The sequence below is a fragment of the Streptomyces sp. NPDC002886 genome, assembly GCF_042888445.1.
Classification (GTDB): Bacteria; Actinomycetota; Actinomycetes; order Streptomycetales; family Streptomycetaceae; genus Streptomyces.
Genome location: NZ_JBIAPV010000002.1, coordinates 1,114,999 through 1,134,276 on the forward strand (window position 1 = coordinate 1,114,999; position 19,278 = coordinate 1,134,276).

At 72.7% G+C, this 19,278-nt stretch carries 16 protein-coding genes; 11 read left to right on the plus strand and 5 right to left on the minus strand.

Annotated features, from left to right (window positions below; genetic code table 11):
- Positions 1-42: 42 nt before the first annotated feature.
- The gene (gene speB, locus ACFYYB_RS11235) at positions 43-1,011 is read right to left on the minus strand and encodes an agmatinase (RefSeq protein WP_327306617.1); all 969 of its coding nucleotides are present in this window, start codon (positions 1,009-1,011) and stop codon (positions 43-45) included.
- Between the two features lie 113 nt (positions 1,012-1,124).
- On the opposite strand from speB, the gene ACFYYB_RS11240 reads away from it, so the two are divergent.
- A complete protein-coding gene (locus ACFYYB_RS11240) occupies positions 1,125-2,966 on the plus strand; it encodes a helix-turn-helix domain-containing protein (RefSeq protein WP_389434687.1) in 1,842 nt (613 codons plus the stop codon).
- 130 nt (positions 2,967-3,096) lie between these two features.
- Entirely contained in the window at positions 3,097-4,305 is a 1,209-nt protein-coding gene (locus tag ACFYYB_RS11245) for a hypothetical protein (RefSeq protein WP_389434689.1), read from the plus strand.
- An 89-nt stretch (positions 4,306-4,394) separates the two neighbouring features.
- Here ACFYYB_RS11245 and ACFYYB_RS11250 read toward each other — a convergent pair whose 3' ends face one another.
- Positions 4,395-5,267 (minus strand): hypothetical protein, encoded by an 873-nt coding sequence (locus ACFYYB_RS11250; RefSeq protein ID WP_389434691.1) that lies wholly within the window; start codon positions 5,265-5,267, stop codon positions 4,395-4,397.
- A 245-nt stretch (positions 5,268-5,512) separates the two neighbouring features.
- Here ACFYYB_RS11250 and ACFYYB_RS11255 point away from each other — a divergent pair, with 245 nt between their 5' ends.
- The 3 genes from ACFYYB_RS11255 to ACFYYB_RS11265 are packed head-to-tail and all read left to right on the plus strand — an operon-like array spanning position 5,513 to position 8,557.
- Positions 5,513-6,670, plus strand: a complete 1,158-nt coding sequence (locus ACFYYB_RS11255; RefSeq protein WP_389434692.1) for an acyl-CoA dehydrogenase family protein — start codon at positions 5,513-5,515, stop codon at positions 6,668-6,670.
- Between the two features lie 18 nt (positions 6,671-6,688).
- Positions 6,689-7,570, plus strand: a complete 882-nt coding sequence (locus ACFYYB_RS11260) for an acyl-CoA thioesterase II (RefSeq protein WP_327306612.1) — start codon at positions 6,689-6,691, stop codon at positions 7,568-7,570.
- Positions 7,571-7,594: 24 nt separating this feature from the next.
- On the plus strand, positions 7,595-8,557 hold the full coding sequence (locus tag ACFYYB_RS11265) for a cation diffusion facilitator family transporter (RefSeq protein ID WP_389434694.1): 963 nt from the start codon (positions 7,595-7,597) through the stop codon (positions 8,555-8,557).
- A 66-nt stretch (positions 8,558-8,623) separates the two neighbouring features.
- On the opposite strand, the gene ACFYYB_RS11270 is transcribed toward ACFYYB_RS11265, so the two are convergent.
- The 3 genes from ACFYYB_RS11270 to ACFYYB_RS11280 all read right to left on the minus strand — a co-directional run bounded on the left by ACFYYB_RS11270 (position 8,624) and on the right by ACFYYB_RS11280 (position 11,153).
- Positions 8,624-9,043 carry a hypothetical protein gene (locus tag ACFYYB_RS11270; RefSeq protein WP_389434695.1) on the minus strand — a complete coding sequence of 140 codons (420 nt, stop codon included), beginning with the start codon at positions 9,041-9,043 and terminating at the stop codon, positions 8,624-8,626.
- A gap of 668 nt (positions 9,044-9,711) precedes the next feature.
- A complete protein-coding gene (locus ACFYYB_RS11275; protein ID WP_389434995.1) occupies positions 9,712-10,518 on the minus strand; it encodes a phosphatase in 807 nt (268 codons plus the stop codon).
- Positions 10,519-10,574: 56 nt separating this feature from the next.
- Entirely contained in the window at positions 10,575-11,153 is a 579-nt protein-coding gene (locus tag ACFYYB_RS11280; protein WP_243337072.1) for a TetR/AcrR family transcriptional regulator, read from the minus strand.
- A gap of 100 nt (positions 11,154-11,253) precedes the next feature.
- On the opposite strand from ACFYYB_RS11280, the gene ACFYYB_RS11285 reads away from it, so the two are divergent.
- The 6 genes from ACFYYB_RS11285 (at position 11,254) to ACFYYB_RS11310 (ending at position 19,275) form a co-directional block, all read left to right on the plus strand.
- Positions 11,254-12,870: a carboxyl transferase domain-containing protein gene (locus ACFYYB_RS11285; RefSeq protein WP_389434696.1), complete on the plus strand. Its 1,617-nt coding sequence runs from the start codon at positions 11,254-11,256 to the stop codon at positions 12,868-12,870.
- 16 nt (positions 12,871-12,886) lie between these two features.
- Complete coding sequence (locus tag ACFYYB_RS11290) at positions 12,887-14,956, plus strand: acetyl/propionyl/methylcrotonyl-CoA carboxylase subunit alpha (protein ID WP_389434698.1); 2,070 nt, start codon at positions 12,887-12,889, stop codon at positions 14,954-14,956.
- Positions 14,953-15,885 carry a hydroxymethylglutaryl-CoA lyase gene (locus ACFYYB_RS11295; RefSeq protein ID WP_389434699.1) on the plus strand — a complete coding sequence of 311 codons (933 nt, stop codon included), beginning with the start codon at positions 14,953-14,955 and terminating at the stop codon, positions 15,883-15,885. The genes ACFYYB_RS11290 and ACFYYB_RS11295 overlap by 4 nt, the downstream gene beginning before the upstream one ends.
- An 8-nt stretch (positions 15,886-15,893) precedes the next feature.
- Positions 15,894-17,054 carry an acyl-CoA dehydrogenase family protein gene (locus ACFYYB_RS11300; protein ID WP_327306605.1) on the plus strand — a complete coding sequence of 387 codons (1,161 nt, stop codon included), beginning with the start codon at positions 15,894-15,896 and terminating at the stop codon, positions 17,052-17,054.
- A 126-nt stretch (positions 17,055-17,180) separates the two neighbouring features.
- On the plus strand, positions 17,181-18,221 hold the full coding sequence (locus tag ACFYYB_RS11305) for an ABC transporter substrate-binding protein (protein ID WP_389434702.1): 1,041 nt from the start codon (positions 17,181-17,183) through the stop codon (positions 18,219-18,221).
- 136 nt (positions 18,222-18,357) lie between these two features.
- Positions 18,358-19,275 (plus strand): siderophore-interacting protein, encoded by a 918-nt coding sequence (locus tag ACFYYB_RS11310; RefSeq protein ID WP_389434704.1) that lies wholly within the window; start codon positions 18,358-18,360, stop codon positions 19,273-19,275.
- Positions 19,276-19,278: the final 3 nt, after the last annotated feature.

Genomic DNA, 19,278 nt, shown 5'->3' on the forward strand with positions numbered 1-19,278 from the left:
GCTTACTCGCCCTTCGGGTTCGCCTTCGCCTGCGCGCTGTGCCTACTTGGCGCCGCGTGCCGCAGAGATCTGGCGGCTCATGATCGTGGTCAGCTCGTACGCGGTGTGCGAGGCCGCGACCGAGGTGATCTCCGCGTGATCGTACGCCGGGGCGACCTCGACGACGTCCGCCGAGACCAGGTTGCAGGAGGAAAGCCCGCGGATGATCTCCAGCAGCTCGCGGGAGGTCATGCCGCCCGCCTCCGGGGTGCCCGTACCGGGCGCGTGCGCGGGGTCCAGCACGTCGATGTCGATGGAGATGTACAGCGGGCGGTCGCCGATGCGCTGGCGGAGCTGGTCCGCGACCTCGTCGGCGCCGCGGCGGTAGACGTCGGCCGAGGTGACGATGCCGAAGCCCATCTTGGCGTCGTCGTCCAGGTCCTGCTTGCCGTACAGCGGGCCGCGCGTGCCGACGTGCGACAGGGCCTCGGTGTCGAGGATGCCCTCCTCGACGGCGCGGCGGAACGGGGTGCCGTGCGTGTACTCGGCGCCGAAGTACGTGTCCCAGGTGTCCAGGTGGGCGTCGAAGTGCAGCAGCGCGACCGGGCCGTGCTTCTTCGCCACCGAGCGCAGCAGGGGCAGCGCGATGGTGTGGTCGCCGCCGAGGGTCATCAGGCGGGAGCCGTTGCCGATCAGCTCGTCGGCGGCGGCCTCGATCGTGTCGACGGCCTCGTTGATGTTGAACGGGTTCGCCGCGATGTCGCCGGCGTCGGCGACCTGCGCGAGCGCGAACGGGGAGGCGTCCTGCGCGGGGTTGTACGGGCGCAGCAGGCGGGAGGCCTCGCGGATCGCGTTGCCGCCGAAGCGGGCGCCGGGGCGGTACGAGACACCGGAGTCGAACGGCACGCCGACGACGGCCACGTCGGCCTTGCCGCCGACCTCGTCCAGGCGGGGCAGCCGGGCGAAGGTCGCGGGGCCCGCGTAGCGCGGGATGCGGGAGGAGTCGACGGGGCCGCGCGGCTGCGTGCTCATGGGGGGCCTTCCGGGGAGGTGTGCGGTGCGGTCCTTCGAGCGTAAACGGACACCCCGGGTGGGCGAAGTGTACGTTTCATCCATCCGGCCCCACCGATGTGTACGGAGTATCCATGGAAGCCCCGCCCACCCCGCCGGTCGCGCTCGCCCGGCTGCTCGCCGACCACGAGCTGGGGCTGCGGCAGCTGGCCGGACCCGCCGAAGCGGAACTCCACGGGGTCCACGCCTCCGAGATGACGGACCCGTCTCCGTACCTCCTGGGCGGCGAGCTCCTGCTGACGGCGGGCGAGGGCCTCGCGGTGGCCCGGCCGGCCGGGGGGCCGGAATCCGGTGCGGGCGGCCGCACGGAGCCGCCCTCGGCCGCGGACGGCGGTCCGGCGGGAGGCGGGCCCGCAGGGGGCGAACCGATCGACGCCGGACCGTACGTCGCGCGGCTGGTCCGGGCCGGGGTCGGGGCCATCGGGTTCGGGGTGACCCCGGTGCACGAGACCGTCCCCGGGGCCCTGATCGAAGCGTGCGACCACCACGTCCTGCCCCTGGTCGAGGTGCCGCCCGGGACCCCCTTCACCGCGGTCGGCCGGAGCGTCTGGCGGCTGATGGCGCGGGCCCGGACCGCCGAGCTCCGCCGGGTGACCGAGGCCCAGCAGTCCCTGGCGGCGGCGGCCGCCCGCCCGGACCCGGTGCCGGCCGTCCTGCGCCGCCTGGCGGCGGCCCTGGGCGGCTGGGCTGGGCTGCTCCCCACACCCCCGCCGGACACGCCGGTGACCACCGCGGCAGCGACGGGCGGGGCAGCGGGATCCGGGGCGGGTGCCGCCGGACCGGAACCCGAGCCGGCACCCGCGGGCCGGGCGGTGACGGCAGGCCCGGCAGAGACGGCCGGCCCGTCAGAGACGGCGAAGGCAGCGGGGACGGCAGACCCCGCAGGCCCGGCGGGGCCGACCGCCGGGGCGGCCGGTGCGGGTGGCCCGGCACGGCCGGCCGGGCCCGCGGCCCCCGGGGCGGTCGGCACGGGTGCCCCGGCACGGCCGGCAGGGCCCGCGGCATCCGCCGGGCCGGTGCCCGGCCCCGGCGTGCTCGACGTGCTGCGCACCCTCGCCCGGCGGGTCGCACCCGGCTCCGCCGTCACCGCGACGGCCGCGCACGACGGGCTCCACCTCAGCGTCCACGCCCTCGGCGACGGGTGGGTCCTCGCCGTCGCGGCCCCGGCGCGGGCTCCCGGGGACCACACCGTCGCCTCGGTCGCGGCCGTCCTGCTGACCCTGCTCACCGCGCGCCGCCCGGCCGGGGCGGAGGCCGCCCTGACCCGGCTGCTGCTCGACGGGGAGCCGGCCGGGGCGCTGGGCCCCGGGCCCTGGTACGCCGTACACGCCCGCGGCGCCGGGGACCCGCGGGCCCTGGCCGCCGCGCTGGGCACCGCACTGCTGGACCCGCGCGGGGACTCCGCGGGCGAGGACTCCCCTCGCACGGGCACCGCACGCGCGGGCCTGCCCCGCACGGATTCCGTGCGGCTGCTCACCGACCGCGAGCCCACCCCGCAGCCCGGATGGCGGCTCGGGGTCAGCGCCCCGGCCCCGGCCGAGGGCCTGCCCGGCGCCGACGCGCAGGCCGGGCGGGCCCTGGAGCGCGCCGAGGCGGCCCGTGCCCCGCTGGCCCGCCACACCGATCCGGGCCTCGCGGGCCTGGTCGGCGCGGCCGAGGCCCGGGCCCACGCCGAGGCCCTGCTCGGCCCCCTCTCCCCCGCGCTCCGGGACACCCTGCGCGGCTGGCTGGCCCACCACGGCAGCTGGGACCGCAGCGCGGCCGCGCTCGGGATCCACCGCAACACCGTCCGCCAGCGCATCGCGCGCACGGCCGCGCTCCTGGGCGGGGCCGACCTGGACGACCCGGACACCCGGATGGAGCTGTGGTTCGCGCTGCGGTGCTCCCCCGCTCCGCCCGACGCGCTCCTCGGCTGACGCCGGGCGCGGCCGGCCGCGCTCCTCGCCCCCACCGATGTCCGGATCCGATCTGTCCGCGCCTGTCCATTACGGCAAGGATGTCCCCCGACCAGCAGTCGGCTTTCGCACTGTCGATCCGGGGGGATCCATGGGAAACAGAACGACGCGGGGCGGCCTCAGGGCGGCGGGGACCGTGCTCGCCGCGCTCGCACTGGCGGCTCCCGTACAGACCGCCGCCGCACGAGCGGCTTCGGCTCCGGCCCCGGAAGGGGCCGCCGCACGCTGCACGCCGTCCGTTCAGGTCCTGGAGAAGCTGCCCGGTGCGGAGGACCCGCACCCGAGCCCGTGGGTGCGCCGGACCGAGGTCACCGCCATCGCGCCCGGGCCCGCGCGGCTGGCCGTCGGCATGAGCGGGTACGCCCCCGCCTACTGGGTCGGGACGAAGGTGTTCGCCGTACCGCTGCCCGCCGGATCGAACGGCGCGGGCCGGGTGCTGGGCGTCAACCGGCACGGCCTCATGGTCGGGGAGCTGATCATCACGGGCGAAGGCTCACGGGCGTTCAGCTACCGGGCGGGCGCGGCGGCCGTCACGCTGCTGCCGGGCGGGGACTCCGCCGTCGGCGTCAACGACCGGGGCGTCATCGTCGGCAGGTTCCGGGACGAGACCCGGCTGCGGACCGTCGCCGTGAGGTGGTCGGGCGACGGCCGGATCCGCCGCGAGCTGCCGGCGCCCGCCGGATCCACCTTCACCCTCATGGCCGCCGTCAACAACGCCGGACAGATCGCCGGGAACGCCTACGTGCCCCACGAAGGCTTCAACTACGGCCGGGGGGCCCTGTGGCCCGCCGACCCGGCCGCCGCCCCCGCGCTGCTCGCCACCGGCGGCGTCCCGACGGACCGCTACACCGTCCTGGCGCTGGACGAGTCCGGGCGGGCCGTCGGCCGCCACCGGCCCGGCGGTGACGGCCTGGAACACGGGGTCGTGTGGCGCACCCCCGACGGGCCTCCCGCCGACGCACCGCTGGCCTCCGGTTCCGTGGGCAGCAGCTTCGAGGACGTCAGCCCGGCCACCGGGGTCACGGTCGGCGTGGCCGACTTCTCCTACCCCTACCCGGGCCATCCGGACCTGCCGGGGGCCATGGCGGAGTACTGGACGGGCAGCGGGCCGATGCGCGTCCTGCCCGGGATCGGCGGCGCGGGGAACTACAGCACCGCGTACGCCGTGGCGGACGACGACCGGGTCGGCGGCGCCGCCCAGGACGCCTTGGGCGCCGTCCATCCGGTGATCTGGACGTGCGCCTCCCGGCAGGCGCACGTGCTGCCCGGTGATCCCGGGCCCCGGCCGGACCCGCTTTAGGCGCCCGCGGCGGGGCCGGCCGGGGCCGGTGCCGACCGCGGCCGGTGTCGACCGGGGACGTGTTGCCGATCAGACCGGTCGGCAACCCGTCACGGGTTCGCGGTCACCTCGAAGCCGGCGCCGAAGACGTCGGCGGGGTCCGCCGCGTCACGGGCGCGCAGGTCGGCCACGATGTTCGCCGAGCTCGTGTACGCGTACATCGGGAACCCGAGAATGATCGCCTTGGTGATGCCGGCCCAGGGTCCCTGGGCCTGGCCGCCGTTGGCCTCCGAGGGGTAGGCCGACCCCGGCACGTGCCAGATCGTGGGCCCGCCGGAGTCACCGGCCTTGTGCTGGGGGTGCGCCTGGTAGACGCCCCGGTCGTTGTTGGTGATCCGGCCGTACCAGACGCCGAGCTGGCCGGAGACGACCAGTTCGTTGTTGTTGAACCAGGCCGCGCCGATCAGCCGTTCGTTGTTCAGGGTGGGGGTGAGCGCGTTGGGACTGGGGATCCCGCCCGGCACCTCCATCACGCCGGTCTGCTTCAGGTGCGGGCCCTGGGACGAGAGGGTCACGCCCGCGACCAGCTCGATGACCATGTAGTCCTTGGTGAGGTGTCCCGTCGAGGAGCCCTCCGGGTCCTTGAACCAGCGGACGTACCCGATGGGCCCGTAGCCGATGTCCTGGCGGTGGTAGACCGGGATGATGTCCTCTCGGATCTCGCGGTCGGCGTAGGCGGGGCCGGAGATGCAGTGCCCGGCCGAGATCGCGATCTTCCGCCCGTAGTCGTCGTTGCCGACGGCCCCGATGGTGCAGAAGGCATCGGGGCGGGCAGGGTCGAAGGCGATCTGCATCGCGTTGAACACGCGCTTCTCCTGCCGGGGCGCCTCCGCCTGCTGCCGCTCCGCGGCGCCTGCCGTGCCCGCGCCGAGGACCACGGTGGCCGTGAGGGCCGCCGTAAGGCTCAAAAGCCTCCTGAACATGTCGTTTCCTGTTCTGTCGGGGGCGAGCTCTGGAGACACGAGTCAAGCCGCGGGGCAGTGACGGCAGAAGGGGGTATCCGGCCAGTCGCCCTTGGCCACATCCCTCGGCCGGGGCCCGGCTCGCGGAAGGGTTCGGAGTCACACCGCCCTGCCCTGGACAGCCCGAGTGACCGCCGGGTAACTTAGCTATGAGCAAGCGCTTAGCTATAAAAGCGGCGGACCGCCGCGACCGAAGGGAGCCGGCCGTGCGCCGTACCGTTTTCAACGAGGACCACGAGGCGTTCCGCGAGACCATCCGCGCCTTCATCGAGGCCGAGGTCGTCCCGGTCTACGACGAGTGGTTCGCGGCCGGTCAGGCCCCGCGCGAGTTCTACTACAAGCTCGGCGAGCTGGGCATCTTCGGGATCAACGTCCCCGAGGAGTTCGGCGGCGCCGGCCTGGACACCCACAAGTTCGAGGCCGTCCTCTACGAAGAGACCTCCCGTGCGGGCGTCAACTTCGGCGGCTCCGGCGTGCACGTGCTGCTCGCCCTCCCCTACATCAAGATGCTGGCGGGCGACGAGCAGAAGAAGCGCTTCCTGCCGAAGTTCGTCTCCGGCGAGGAGATGTGGGCCCTGGCGATGACCGAGCCGGGCACCGGCTCCGACGTCGCGGGCATGAAGACCACCGCGAAGCTCTCCGAGGACGGCACGCACTACGTCCTCAACGGCTCCAAGACCTTCATCACCGGCGGCGTGCACGCCGACCGCGTGATCGTCTGCGCCCGCACCTCCGCCCCCAGCGAGGACGACCGCCGCTTCGGCATCTCCCTCTTCGCCGTGGACACCAAGTCCGAGGGCTACTCCATCGGCCGCAAGCTCGACAAGCTCGGCCTGCGCACCTCCGACACCGCCGAGCTGGCGTTCGTCGACGTCAAGGTCCCGGTCGAGGACCTGCTCGGCGAGGAGAACAAGGGCTTCTACTACCTCGGCGCCAACCTGCCGTCCGAGCGCTGGGGCATCGCCTTCGGCGCGTACGCGCAGTCCAAGGCCGCCGTCCGGTTCGCCCAGCAGTACGTGACCGACCGCACCGTCTTCGGCAAGCCGGTCGCGCACTTCCAGAACACGAAGTTCGAACTGGCCGCCTGCCAGGCCGAGGTGGACGCCGCCGAGGCCGTCGCCGACCGCGCCCTGGAAGCCCTGGACGCCGGCGAGCTCACCGCCGCCGAGGCCGCTTCCGCGAAGCTGTTCTGCACCGAGGTCGCGCACCGCGTCATCGACAAGTGCCTCCAGCTGCACGGCGGCTACGGCTACATGAACGAGTACCCGATCGCCCGCCTGTACGCCGACAACCGCGTGAACCGCATCTACGGCGGCACCAGCGAGGTCATGAAGTCCATCATCGCCAAGTCGATGGGCCTGTAAGGCATCTAGCCTTCCCCCATGAACGAGGCCCTCACGACTCTCCTCGACCTGCTCGACCTCGAGCAGATCGAGGAGAACATCTTCCGCGGTACCAGTCGTTCCGCGCTGGTACCGCGGGTCTTCGGCGGTCAGGTCGCGGCCCAGGCACTGGTGGCCGCGGGCCGGACCGTCCCCGAGGACCGCACCGCGCACTCGCTGCACTCGTACTTCCTGCGCGCCGGTGACCCCGGTGCGCCCATCGTCTACTCGGTGGACCGGATCCGCGACGGACGCTCCTTCACCACGCGCCGCGTCGTCGCCGTCCAGCACGGCCAGCCGATCTTCCACCTCTCCGCGTCCTTCCAGACGTACGAGGAGGGACTCGACCACCAGGCCGCGATGCCCGACGCCCCCGATCCGGAGACCCTCCCGACGGCCGCGGAATCGCTCCCCCTCTACCGCGAGGTCTTCCGCGACCCGGGCACCGTGGAACGCCTGATCGAGGCGCGCGGCGCGGTCGACCTGCGCTACGCGACGGTCCCGCCCTGGGGCAGCGTCGGCGAACCGGTCGAACCGCGCTCGCAGGTGTGGTTCCGTACCGCCGACAAGCTGGAGAGCGACGACGCGCTCCTGCACACCTGCCTGGCCACGTACGTCTCCGACATGACCCTGCTCGACTCCGTGCTGCTCGCGCACGGGAAGGGCGGCTGGGCGGTGGGCGACGTGGTCGGCGCGTCACTCGATCACGCGATGTGGTTCCACCGGCCGTTCCGCGCCGACGAATGGCTGCTCTACGACCAGGAGTCGCCCTCGGCGGCAGCCGGCCGGGGCCTCGGCCAGGCCAGGATCTGGACCCAGGACGGCAGGCTGGCCGTGACGGTCATTCAGGAGGGCGTGGTGCGCGTCCCGCGCGCGCGGTAGGACCGTCCGACGTAACGTCACACCATGACCAGCAGCGATGCGATGGTGAACGGAACCGGAACCGACGGCCAGGGCGAGAACGAGAGCGTCGGCACGGTCATCGTCGCCGTGGTCACCAACCTCGGCATCGCCGCGGCCAAGGCCGTGGGCGGCATCCTCAGCGGATCGAGCGCCATGCTCTCCGAGGCGGCGCACTCGGTGGCCGACACGGTGACCGAGGTGATGCTGCTGACCGCGCTGAAGCGGAGCGCGAAGCCGGCGGACGAGGCGCACCCCCTGGGGTACGGGCCGGAGCGCTACATCTGGGCGCTCCTCGCATCGGTCGCCACCTTCGTCGGCGGCGCGGTCTTCGCCGTCTACGACGGCATCCACACCCTCCTCCACGGCGAGGACCCCGGAAACCCGACCCTCTCCTACATCATCCTGGCCGTCGCCGCCGTCCTGGAGGGCTACTCCCTCCTGGTCGCCTGGCGGCAGGTCAAGAGCGAGGCCGCGCGGATGCGGGCGCCGCTGGGGCTGTACGTGAAACACACCCCGGACACGGCGGTGAAGGCCGTCCTCCTGGAGAACGTGGCCGCGCTGATCGGTCTGGCACTGGCGGCGGGCGGCCTGCTGGGAGCACAGCTCACGGGGTCCGGCGTGTACGACGGGGTCGCCTCGCTCCTCATCGGACTGCTGCTGGTGTGGGTGGCGTGGGAGCTGGGGCGCTCGAACGCCCAGTACCTGATCGGGCGACCGCTGCCGGAGGGGATGCGGGCGGAGGTACGGGAGGAGCTCCTGTCGGTGCTGCACATCGAGGCCGTACTGGAGCTGACCACGCTGGTGCAGGGGCCGTCGGAGGTGCTGATCGCCGCGAAGATCGACTTCCACGACCTGGCGTCCGCCGCGCAGGTGGAGGCGGCGTGCGAGACGGCCGAGGCGCAGCTCCGCGACCGCTTCCCGGCGATCCGCCGCGTCTACTTGGACCCCACCCCCAGTCCTTCCTGACGCCGAGCGCGGCCCCACCACGCGACGGCGCCCCGGGGTTTCCCGGGGCGCCGTTTCGCGGAGTGGCTAGTGGATCTTGGCCTTCAGGTCCTTCTTGACCTGGTTCTTGACGGTCTGCTTGTTGACCTTCTTCACGACTCCGCCCTGACCGGTGCCGTCCCCGCCGACCGCGGTGGCGTCTCCGGTGTTGATGGCGTCGGCGCTGGAGTCGCCGCCGGTGGCGTTTCCGGTGGTGATCGTGCACTTGCCCTTGCAGCTCCCGACGCCGCTGTCGGCATTGCCGCCCTGCGAGGTCCCGCCGACGGTGGTGTTGTCGGCACTGGCGTCGCCACCCGTGCCGATGCCGTCGGCGCTGTCGCCCTGGACGAAGGAAACCGCGTGCTGCGGGGCGGCCATCGCCGTGGCGGGGAGGGCTATGCCACCACCCAGCAGGGCGACGGAAGCGGAGGCGAGGACGATGCGGCGGGTCGACAGGATCTTGAACATGATGGTTCTCCATTCGGAAAAGCAAGAGAGGAAATGAGGGGCGATTTCCTGCCCTCTGTTCCTTCCGGAGTTTCCCGGTGAGGGCGTACTCCAAATAAACCCTCCGCCGGGATCCGCGTCACGCCACTCGCATTCGGGGCTTGACGCGAATGCCCGATCTTGGTAATTTCCGCGCCTTCCCGGCGCACGGATGCGACTGGGTGGGCCCTGCGGGGCTGGGTCCCCTACCCGCCCTTCCACCGTTCCCCGGGCGCTGCCCGGACCCCGGTCCTCAAACGCCGGACCGGCTGGAAGGGGTCCCGGGCTGCGCCCGGACCCCCTGGGGCTCCGCCCCAGACCCCGGCCCTCAAACGCCGGACGGCTGAAAGGGCACGGGCGGACCGGAAAACCCACCCCGACCAACTGAAAGCAGCCCGGCCGAGGCTGAATATCCCCCAGCCGGGGTCGGAAAGGCGCCGGGTCGGGGACGGGGGCGGGGTGGGGTGTTGGCCTGGACGTAAAACGTGATTTGTGGCGCTAGAACACGCCGGGCCCTGTCGAAGCGGAAGACAGGGCGCCTAAATCATGCAGTCCAGGCCAACACCCCACCCCGCCCCCGGCACCGACCCCCACCCACAGCCAACCAAGCCCAGGCCCCGCCGGCGATCAAGCGCAACGCCACCGCAGGGCTAAAGCAGCCCCGCCGCCGCCAGCAGATAAGCGACCATCGGGTCATAGAAGCGCGGGTTCCGGACGTGGTCGTCCAGCGGCACCGCCACCTGGAGCGTGCCTTCGGCCTCCGCCAGGAACAGCGCCGGGTCGTTGCAGTCGGCGTAGCCCACCGCGTCCAGCCCGCGCTGCGCCGCGCAGCCCGCCCAGCCGTGGTCGGCGACGACCAGGTCGGGCTGGGGGCGGCCATGGGCCGCCAGCGCGTCCAGGATGGCCGCCATCGGCGCCGGGGAGTGGGTGTGCCACAGCGTCGCCCCCCGCTCCATGACCGCGATGTCCGCGAACTGCCACACCGACCCCTCGTCGGCGACCAGCCCCGCCGGGATCACCACGATCTCGCAGCCCGCGGAGCGCAACGCGTCGGCCGTGGCCCGGTGCACGTCCAGCAGCCCGCCCGGGTGCCCCGTGGCCAGCAGCACGCTCTGCCGGTCCAGCGCGGCCTTGCGCAGCCGCGCCGCCATCCGGTCGAGGGCGGCCACGGTGAGTTCGGGGTCGATGGTGTCCTGGCCGACACGGTGCCCGGGGTCGTCCACGACACCACAGCGCTCGGCCATCACCGCGAGGACGTCCTGCTCGTCCGTCCAGCGGTCGCCCAGCTCCAGACCCAGCCAGTAGTGCCGGTCGCCGTTGGCGAGCTTGCGGTAGTGGGAGAGGTTGTTGTCGCGCGGAGTGGCGACGTCCCCCGCGATCCGCGTCCTGACCAGGTGGTCGATGAGTTCGGCTCGGCTGGGCACTCGCGTCTCTATCGGCTTCGGCATGCGGCCCATTCTGCCGCCGAGCACCCGGAGCCGTCCCGTCCATCCCGACCTGCGGACGCGCCCGGTCATCCCGACAGCGCTCCGAAGGCCCCGTTCGCGAGCCGTCGCAGCAGCGACTCCGTCGCGTCCCGGCCGAGCGCCGCGAGGTGCGGGGTGGAGTTCAGCAGACCGAAGACCGCGTGCACGGAGACGCGCACCTCCGCCTCGCCCACCTCGGGGTGCAGCTCCCGTACGACGTCGACCCACAGCTCGACGTACTTGCGCTGCAGCTGCCGCACGAGCTTGCGGTCGGCCTCGCGCAGCCGGTCCAGCTCCCGGTCGTGGAGGGTGATCAGCGCCCGGTCGTCGAGCGCGAAGTCGATGTGGCCGTCGATGAGGGAGGCCAGTACGCCGGACGGGTCACCGGCCGCCTCCTCCACCCGCCGGCGCCCACCCGTCAGCAGCCGTTCGCTGATGCCGACGAGCAGCTCGGCGAGCATCGCGTCCTTGCCCGCGAAATGCCGGTACAGGCCGGGGCCGCTGATGCCCACCGCGGCCCCTATCTCGTCCACGCCCACGCCGTGGAAACCACGCTCGGCGAAGAGGCGCGCAGCCTCGCCGAGGATCTGCTCGCGCCTGGTCGGGGCGGCCGCTCTGGTGCTCATGGGAATCCATTCTAGACAGGGCCGTTAGCGGTCGTTAACCTAAGGCCCACATGCGTTAACGCTCACTAACACGAGCGCACCGAGCAAGGGAGCTCGACCGATGCAGCAGGCACCAGTGCTGACGAGCGCCGCCGATCCGGCGTCCGACGCCTGGCGGGCCAACGAGGCCGCCCACCGAGAGCTCTCCGAGGGCCTGCGGGCCCGTCTTGAGGCGGCCCGGCTCGGCGGCGGCGAGAAGGCCCGCGCCCGCCACACCGCCCGCGGGAAGCTGCTGCCGCGCGACCGCGTGGACGCCCTCCTCGACCCGGGGTCCCCCTTCCTGGAGCTGGCCCCGCTGGCCGCCGAGGGGATGTACGGGGGCGCGGCCCCGGCCGCCGGGGTCATCGCGGGCATCGGCAGGGTCAGCGGCCGCGAGTGCGTGATCGTCGCGAACGACGCCACCGTCAAGGGCGGCACGTACTACCCGATGACCGTGAAGAAGCACCTGCGCGCCCAGGAGGTGGCCCTGGAGAATCGTCTCCCCTGCCTCTACCTGGTCGACTCCGGCGGCGCCTTCCTCCCCATGCAGGACGAGGTCTTCCCCGACCGGGACCACTTCGGCCGCATCTTCTACAACCAGGCCCGCATGTCGGGGGCCGGCATCCCGCAGATCGCCGCCGTCCTCGGCTCCTGCACGGCGGGCGGCGCGTACGTCCCGGCCATGAGCGACGAGGCCGTCATCGTCCGCGGCCAGGGCACGATCTTCCTGGGCGGTCCGCCGCTGGTGAAGGCCGCCACCGGCGAGGTGGTCACGGCCGAGGAGCTGGGCGGCGGCGAGGTCCACTCCCGGGTCTCCGGCGTCACCGACCACCTCGCGGAGGACGACGCCCACGCGCTGCGGATCGTACGGAACATCGTGGCGACCCTGCCCGACCGCGGGGCCCTGCCCTGGTCGGTCGAGGCGCCCGAGGAGCCCAAGGTCGACCCGTACGGGCTGTACGGCGCGGTGCCGGTCGACTCCCGCACCCCCTACGACGCCCGCGAGATCATCGGGCGGATCGTCGACGGCTCCCGCTTCCAGGAGTTCAAGGCGGAGTACGGGCAGACGCTCGTCACCGGCTTCGCGCGGATCCACGGGCACCCGGTCGGGATCGTCGCCAACAACGGCATCCTGTTCTCCGAATCGGCCCAGAAGGGCGCGCACTTCATCGAGCTGTGCGACCAGCGCGGCATCCCGCTGCTCTTCCTCCAGAACATCTCCGGCTTCATGGTCGGCCGGGACTACGAGGCGGGCGGCATCGCCAAGCACGGCGCCAAGATGGTCACGGCCGTGGCCTGCACCCGGGTCCCCAAGCTCACGGTGGTGGTCGGCGGCTCGTACGGCGCGGGCAACTACTCGATGTGCGGGCGGGCGTACAGCCCCCGCTTCCTGTGGATGTGGCCCAACGCCAAGATCTCCGTGATGGGCGGCGAGCAGGCGGCCTCGGTCCTGGCGACCGTCAAGCGCGACCAGATCGAGGGCGCGGGCCAGGAGTGGCCCGCCGAGGACGAGGAGGCCTTCAAGGCTCCGGTCCGGGCGCAGTACGAGGAACAGGGCAACGCCTACTACGCCACGGCGCGGCTGTGGGACGACGGCGTCATCGACCCGATGGAGACCCGGCAGGTGCTGGGACTGGCCCTGACCGCGTGCGCGAACGCCCCGCTGGGCGACTCGGGCTTCGGCATCTTCCGTATGTGACGTGAGGACCTCACTGATGTTCAGCACTGTTCTGGTCGCCAACCGGGGCGAGATCGCGGTCCGCGTCATCCGCACCCTGCGGGAGCTCGGCATCCGTTCCGTGGCCGTCTTCAGCGACGCCGACGCGGACGCCCGGCACGTACGGGAGGCCGACACGGCCGTCCGCATCGGCCCGGCGGCGGCCTCGATGAGCTACCTGTCGGTGGAGCGGCTGCTCGACGCGGCGCGCCGCACGGGCGCCGAGGCCGTCCACCCCGGGTACGGCTTCCTCGCGGAGAACGCCGCCTTCGCCGCCGCCTGCGCGGACGCGGGCCTGGCCTTCATCGGGCCTCCGGCCTCCGCGATCTCCCTGATGGGCGACAAGATCCGCGCCAAGGAGACCGTCAAGGCGGCGGGCGTGCCCGTGGTGCCCGGTTCCTCGGGCAGCGGGCTGTCCGACGCCGCACTGGTGGCCGCCGCCGAGGAGATCGGCATGCCGGTCCTGCTGAAGCCCTCGGCGGGCGGCGGCGGCAAGGGCATGCGGCTCGTACGGGACTCCGCGCTGCTCGGCGAGGAGATCGCGGCGGCCCGGCGCGAGGCGAAGTCCTCCTTCGGCGACGACACCCTGCTCGTGGAGCGCTGGGTGGACCGGCCCCGGCACATCGAGATCCAGGTCCTGGCCGACGCGCACGGGAACGTGGTCCACCTCGGGGAGCGCGAGTGCTCGCTCCAGCGGCGCCACCAGAAGGTGATCGAGGAGGCCCCGTCGGTGCTGCTGACGCCGGAGCTGCGGGCCTCGATGGGCGCGGCGGCCGTGGAGGCGGCGCGGTCCTGCGGGTACGTCGGCGCGGGCACGGTGGAGTTCATCGTCCCGGGCGGGGACCCCTCCTCGTACTTCTTCATGGAGATGAACACCCGGCTCCAGGTGGAGCACCCGGTCACCGAGCTCGTCACCGGACTGGACCTGGTGGAGCAGCAGCTCCGGGTCGCGGCGGGCGCGGAGCTCGGCTTCGGCCAGTCGGAGGTCACCCTGACCGGCCACGCCATCGAGGCCCGCGTCTGCGCGGAGGACCCGGCGCGGGGCTTCCTGCCCTCCGGCGGCATGGTGCTGGCCCTGTCGGAGCCGTCCGGCGGCTCCGTCCGTACCGACTCCGGCCTCGCGGCGGGGGTCGACACCGGGTCGACGTACGACCCGATGCTGTCGAAGGTCATCGCCTACGGTCCCGACCGGGCGGCGGCCCTGCGTGTACTGCGGGGCGCCCTGGCCGACACCGTGATCTTGGGCGTCCAGACCAACGCGGGCTTCCTGCGGAGGCTGCTCGCGCATCCGGATGTGGTGTCGGGCGACCTGGACACCGGGCTGGTGGAACGTGACCTGTCCCAGCTCCTCCCGGAGGGCGTTCCGGACGAGGTGTACGCGGCCGCGGCCCTGCTCTCCGTCCCCCGCCCCGCCCCTTCCCGCAACCCTGCCGGGGGCTGGATCGACCCCTTCGACTCCGCCAACGGCTGGCGCCTCGGCGGCACCCCCGCCTGGACGGTCCACCACTTCCGCCTCCCGGGCCAGGACCCGGTAACGGTCCGCACCCGGCCGAGTTCAGCCTCGCCGGCGTTTGAGGCGCGGGGTCTGGGGCAGGGCCCCAGCACCTCCGGCCCGCACACAGAACTCTTCCTCGGCGACGCGGAGGGCACCCCGGCCCTGGGCCGGATCGTGGACCGCACCCCCGACCACCTCATGGTCGAACTGGACGGCGTCACCCACCGGTTCTCCTACGCCGCCTCCCCGGAGGGGACCTGGCTGGGTCGCGACGCGGACAGCTGGCACGTCCAGACCCACGACCCCGTCGCAGCCCGAGGCGCGACCGGCGCAGGCGCGGACACCCTCGCCGCCCCCATGCCCGGCACCGTCACCGTCGTCAAGGTGGCCGTCGGGGAGAAGGTGGCCGCCGGTCAGAGCCTGCTCGTCGTCGAGGCCATGAAGATGGAGCACGTCATCTCCGCCCCGCACGCCGGCACCGTCACCGAACTCGACGTCACCCCCGGCACCACGGTCGCCATGGACCAGGTCCTGGCCGTGGTCACGCCCGACGAGGAGGAGAAGGCCGAATGAACGGGCTTCCGATGAGCTTCCCGGACGAGGGCCTCCCGGCCCGGGTCCGCATCCACGAGGTCGGCGCGCGCGACGGGCTGCAGAACGAGAAGACGGCCGTCCCGACCCACGTGAAGGCCGAGTTCGTGCACCGGCTGGCCGCCGCAGGGCTCACCACCATCGAGGCCACCAGCTTCGTGCACCCCAAGTGGGTTCCCCAGCTGGCCGACGCCGAGGAGCTGTTCCCCCTCCTCGCCGACGTGGAGGCCGCGCTGCCGGTCCTCGTCCCCAACGACCGCGGCCTCGACCGCGCGCTCGCGCTCGGGGCCACCCGGATCGCCGTGTTCGGCTCCGCCACCGAGACCTTCGCCTCCCGCAACCTCAACCGCACGGTCGCCGGGTCCCTCGAGATGTTCGAGCCCGTCGTGGCCCGCGCCAAGGAGCACAAGGCGCACGTCCGCGGCTACCTCTCCATGTGCTTCGGCGACCCCTGGGAGGGGCCGGTCCCGGTCCACCAGGTGGTCGGCGTCGCCAAGGCCCTCCTGGACCTCGGCTGTGACGAGCTGAGCCTCGGCGACACCATCGGTGTCGCCACCCCGGGTCACGTGCGGGCCCTGCTCTCCGCGCTCAACGAGGAGGGCGTGGGCACCGACCGGATCGGCGTGCACTTCCACGACACCTACGGCCAGGCCCTGTCCAACACCCTCGCCGCGCTCCGGCACGGCGTGACCACCGTCGACGCGTCCGCGGGCGGCCTCGGCGGATGCCCGTACGCCAAGAGCGCCACCGGCAATCTCGCGACCGAGGACCTCGTCTGGATGCTCGACGGCCTCGGCATCGAGACCGGGGTCGACCTGGCCGCCCTCACCGCCACGAGCGTGTGGATGGCCGAGCGGTTGGGGCGACCCAGCCCCTCCCGTACCGTCCGCGCCCTCTCCCACAAGGAGTAACGAAGACCATGGCCCTCGACCACCGGCTCACCCCCGAGCACGAGGAACTCCGCCGCACCGTAGAGGCGTTCGCGCACGATGTGGTGGCGCCCAAGATCGGCGATCTGTACGAGCGGCACGAGTTCCCGTACGAGATCGTCCGCGAGATGGGACGCATGGGCCTGTTCGGCCTGCCCTTCCCGGAGGAGTACGGCGGCATGGGCGGCGACTACCTCGCCCTCGGCATCGCCCTGGAGGAGCTGGCCCGCGTCGACTCCTCGGTCGCCATCACCCTGGAGGCCGGAGTCTCGCTCGGCGCGATGCCCCTGTACCTCTTCGGTACGGAGGAACAGAAGCGGGAGTGGCTGCCGCGGATGTGCTCCGGCGAGATCCTCGGCGCCTTCGGCCTGACCGAGCCCGGCGCGGGCAGCGACGCGGGCGGCACCCGCACGACCGCCGTCCGGGACGGCGACGAGTGGGTGATCAACGGCTCCAAGTGCTTCATCACCAACTCCGGTACGGACATCACCGGTCTGGTCACCGTCACCGCCGTGACGGGCCGCAAGGCGGACGGCCGCCCGGAGATCTCCTCGATCATCGTCCCGTCCGGCACCCCGGGCTTCACGGTGGCCGCCCCCTACTCCAAGGTCGGCTGGAACTCCTCGGACACCCGTGAGCTGTCCTTCGACGGCGTACGGGTCCCCCTCGCCAACCTGGTCGGCCAGGAAGGCCGCGGCTACGCCCAGTTCCTGCGGATCCTCGACGAGGGCCGCGTGGCCATCTCGGCGCTCGCGACGGGCCTGGCGCAGGGCTGCGTGGACGAGTCGGTGAAGTACGCCAAGGAGCGGCACGCCTTCGGCAAGGCGATCGGCGACAACCAGGCCATCCAGTTCAAGCTGGCGGACATGGAGATGCGCGCCCACATGGCCCGGATCGGCTGGCGCGACGCGGCCTCCCGGCTGGTGGCCGGGGAGCCGTTCAAGAAGGAGGCGGCCATCGCGAAGCTGTACTCCTCGACGGTGGCGGTCGACAACGCGCGCGACGCCACGCAGATCCACGGCGGCTACGGGTTCATGAACGAGTACCCGGTGGCCCGCATGTGGCGCGACTCCAAGATCCTGGAGATCGGCGAGGGCACGAGCGAGGTGCAGCGCATGCTGATCGCCCGTGAGCTGGGGCTTTCCTCCTAGCGGCAGTCGGCGGTGCGATGAAGGGCCCTCCAGGCGGAGGGCCCTTTATCGTTTCCAGCAAAGGTTAGGCTAACCTTCCTATCGAACGCCCGAGCCACCCAAGTACGCACGAAAGTGGACATCCCCATGCCCAAGTCCCGCTCCTCCCTCCTCACCCGCCGCGGCCTCATCGCGGCAGGCGGCGCCCTCGGCCTCGTGGCCGCGCTCACCGCCTGCGGTGGCAGCGACTCCGCGAAGGACGGTTCGGGCGACAAGGGCGCGGGCGCCGCGGCCTCGGGGCCCTGGAGCTTCAAGGACGACATGGGCAAGGACGTCACCACCAAGTCCACGCCGAAGAACATCGTCGCCTTCACCGGCACCGCCGCCGCGCTCCACGACTACGGGGTCGAGGTCAAGGGCGTGTTCGGCCCGACGAAGACCGCCGACGGCAAGGCCGACGTACAGGCCGGCTCGATGGACATCTCCAAGGTCGAGATCCTCGGCAACGTCTACGACGAGTTCAACGTCGAGAAGTACGCGGCCCTCCAGCCCGACCTCCTGGTGACCAACACCTGGGAGCCCGGCAGCTACTGGTACCTGCCGGAAGCCTCCAAGGACAAGATCCTGAAGCTGGCCCCGGCCGCCGCGATCGGCGTGGGCGGCGACGTCACGATGGACAAGGCCCTGGCCCGCACCGCGGACCTCGCGAAGTCCCTCGGCGCCGACCTGAACGCCAAGAAGACCGTCGACGCCAAGGCCCGCTTCGAGGCCGCCTCCGCGAAGCTCCGCGAGGCCACGAAGGCGAACCCCGGCATCAAGGTGCTCGTCGGTTCCGGCGCCGCCGACCTGTTCTACGCCTCCACCCCGGCCACCTCCGCCGACCTGAAGTACTTCCAGTCGCTCGGCGTCGAGTTCATCGTCCCGGACAAGGTCGAGGGCGGCTTCTTCGAGAGCCTCAGCTGGGAGAACGCCGGCAAGTACAAGGCCGACGTCGTCCTCCTCGACAACCGCACCGGCACCCTCCAGCCGCAGGAGCTGAAGGCGAAGCCGACCTGGGCCGAGATGCCGGCCGTCAAGGCCGGTCAGATCACCCCCCGCGTGACCGAGCCGATCTACTCCTACGAGAAGTGCGCGCAGATCGTCGAAGAGCTCACCAAGGCCATCCAGGGCGCCAAGAAGGTCAGCTGACCCCTGACCGTCAGGCCCCGGCGCCCCACCCGGGCGCCGGGGCCTTCTGCCGCGTCCCGCGCACCAACGGGCCGCGGCGCCCCGCTGCCGTACCGGCCACCCGGCCCGCCACCGACCCGACTCCCAGGGGGACCGCATGACCGCCACCGCCCCGGACGCCGTACCCGAAGCCGCCGATGAGACCCCCCACTTCCGGTTCTTCGCGCTGGAAGTGCTCCGCACGCGCCGCCTCGGCCGCTCCTTCCTGCGGATCACCTTCGGCGGCGAGTCCCTCAGCGGGTTCCGCTCGGGCGGCCACGACCAGAGCCTCTCCCTCTTCCTGCCGCCCGCCGGCCGGGAGCACACGGCGCTGCCGTCCACGGACGAGGACACCTGGTTCGCGGACTGGCGCGGGATGCCGGACGAGGAACGCCCGGTGATGCGCTCGTACACGGTCCGCGAACAGCGCCGGACCGCCGACGGCGTGGACGAGGTGGACATCGACTTCGTCCTGCACGGAAGTTCCTCCCCCGCCTCGTCCTGGGCGGGCCGCGCGGTGACCGGCCGCCGGATCCTGGCCATCGGCCCGGCCGTCGCGGAGAACAAGTCCGTCCGCTTCCAGCCGCCGGCCGGCACCGACGCGTTCCTCCTCTACGCGGACGAGACCGCCCTGCCCGCGGCCGCCGCGATCCTGGACCGCCTCCCGGCCGGGATCCCGGTCCGGGCCTGGTTCGAGATCCCGCACGAGGACGACCGCCTGTACCTCCGGACTCCCGCCGGCGCGGACGTCACCTGGGTCGTGCGGGACCCCGGCGCCGGCCGCGAACGCACCGACCGGGTCCTGGACGCCCTGCGCACCGCCGAACGGCCCGCCGCCGGAGCCCCGTACGCCTGGATCGCGGGCGAGTCCGCGACGGTCCGGGCGGTGCGCAGGCACTTCGTCCAGGACTGCGGCATCGACCGCCGGGCGGTCCGCTTCACCGGCTACTGGCGCCTGGGCGCCACCGAGGAACAACTCCTCGCGGAGGCCTACGCGGGCCGGGCCCCGAACGAGGACCCGACCGCGGAGCTCTAGCGG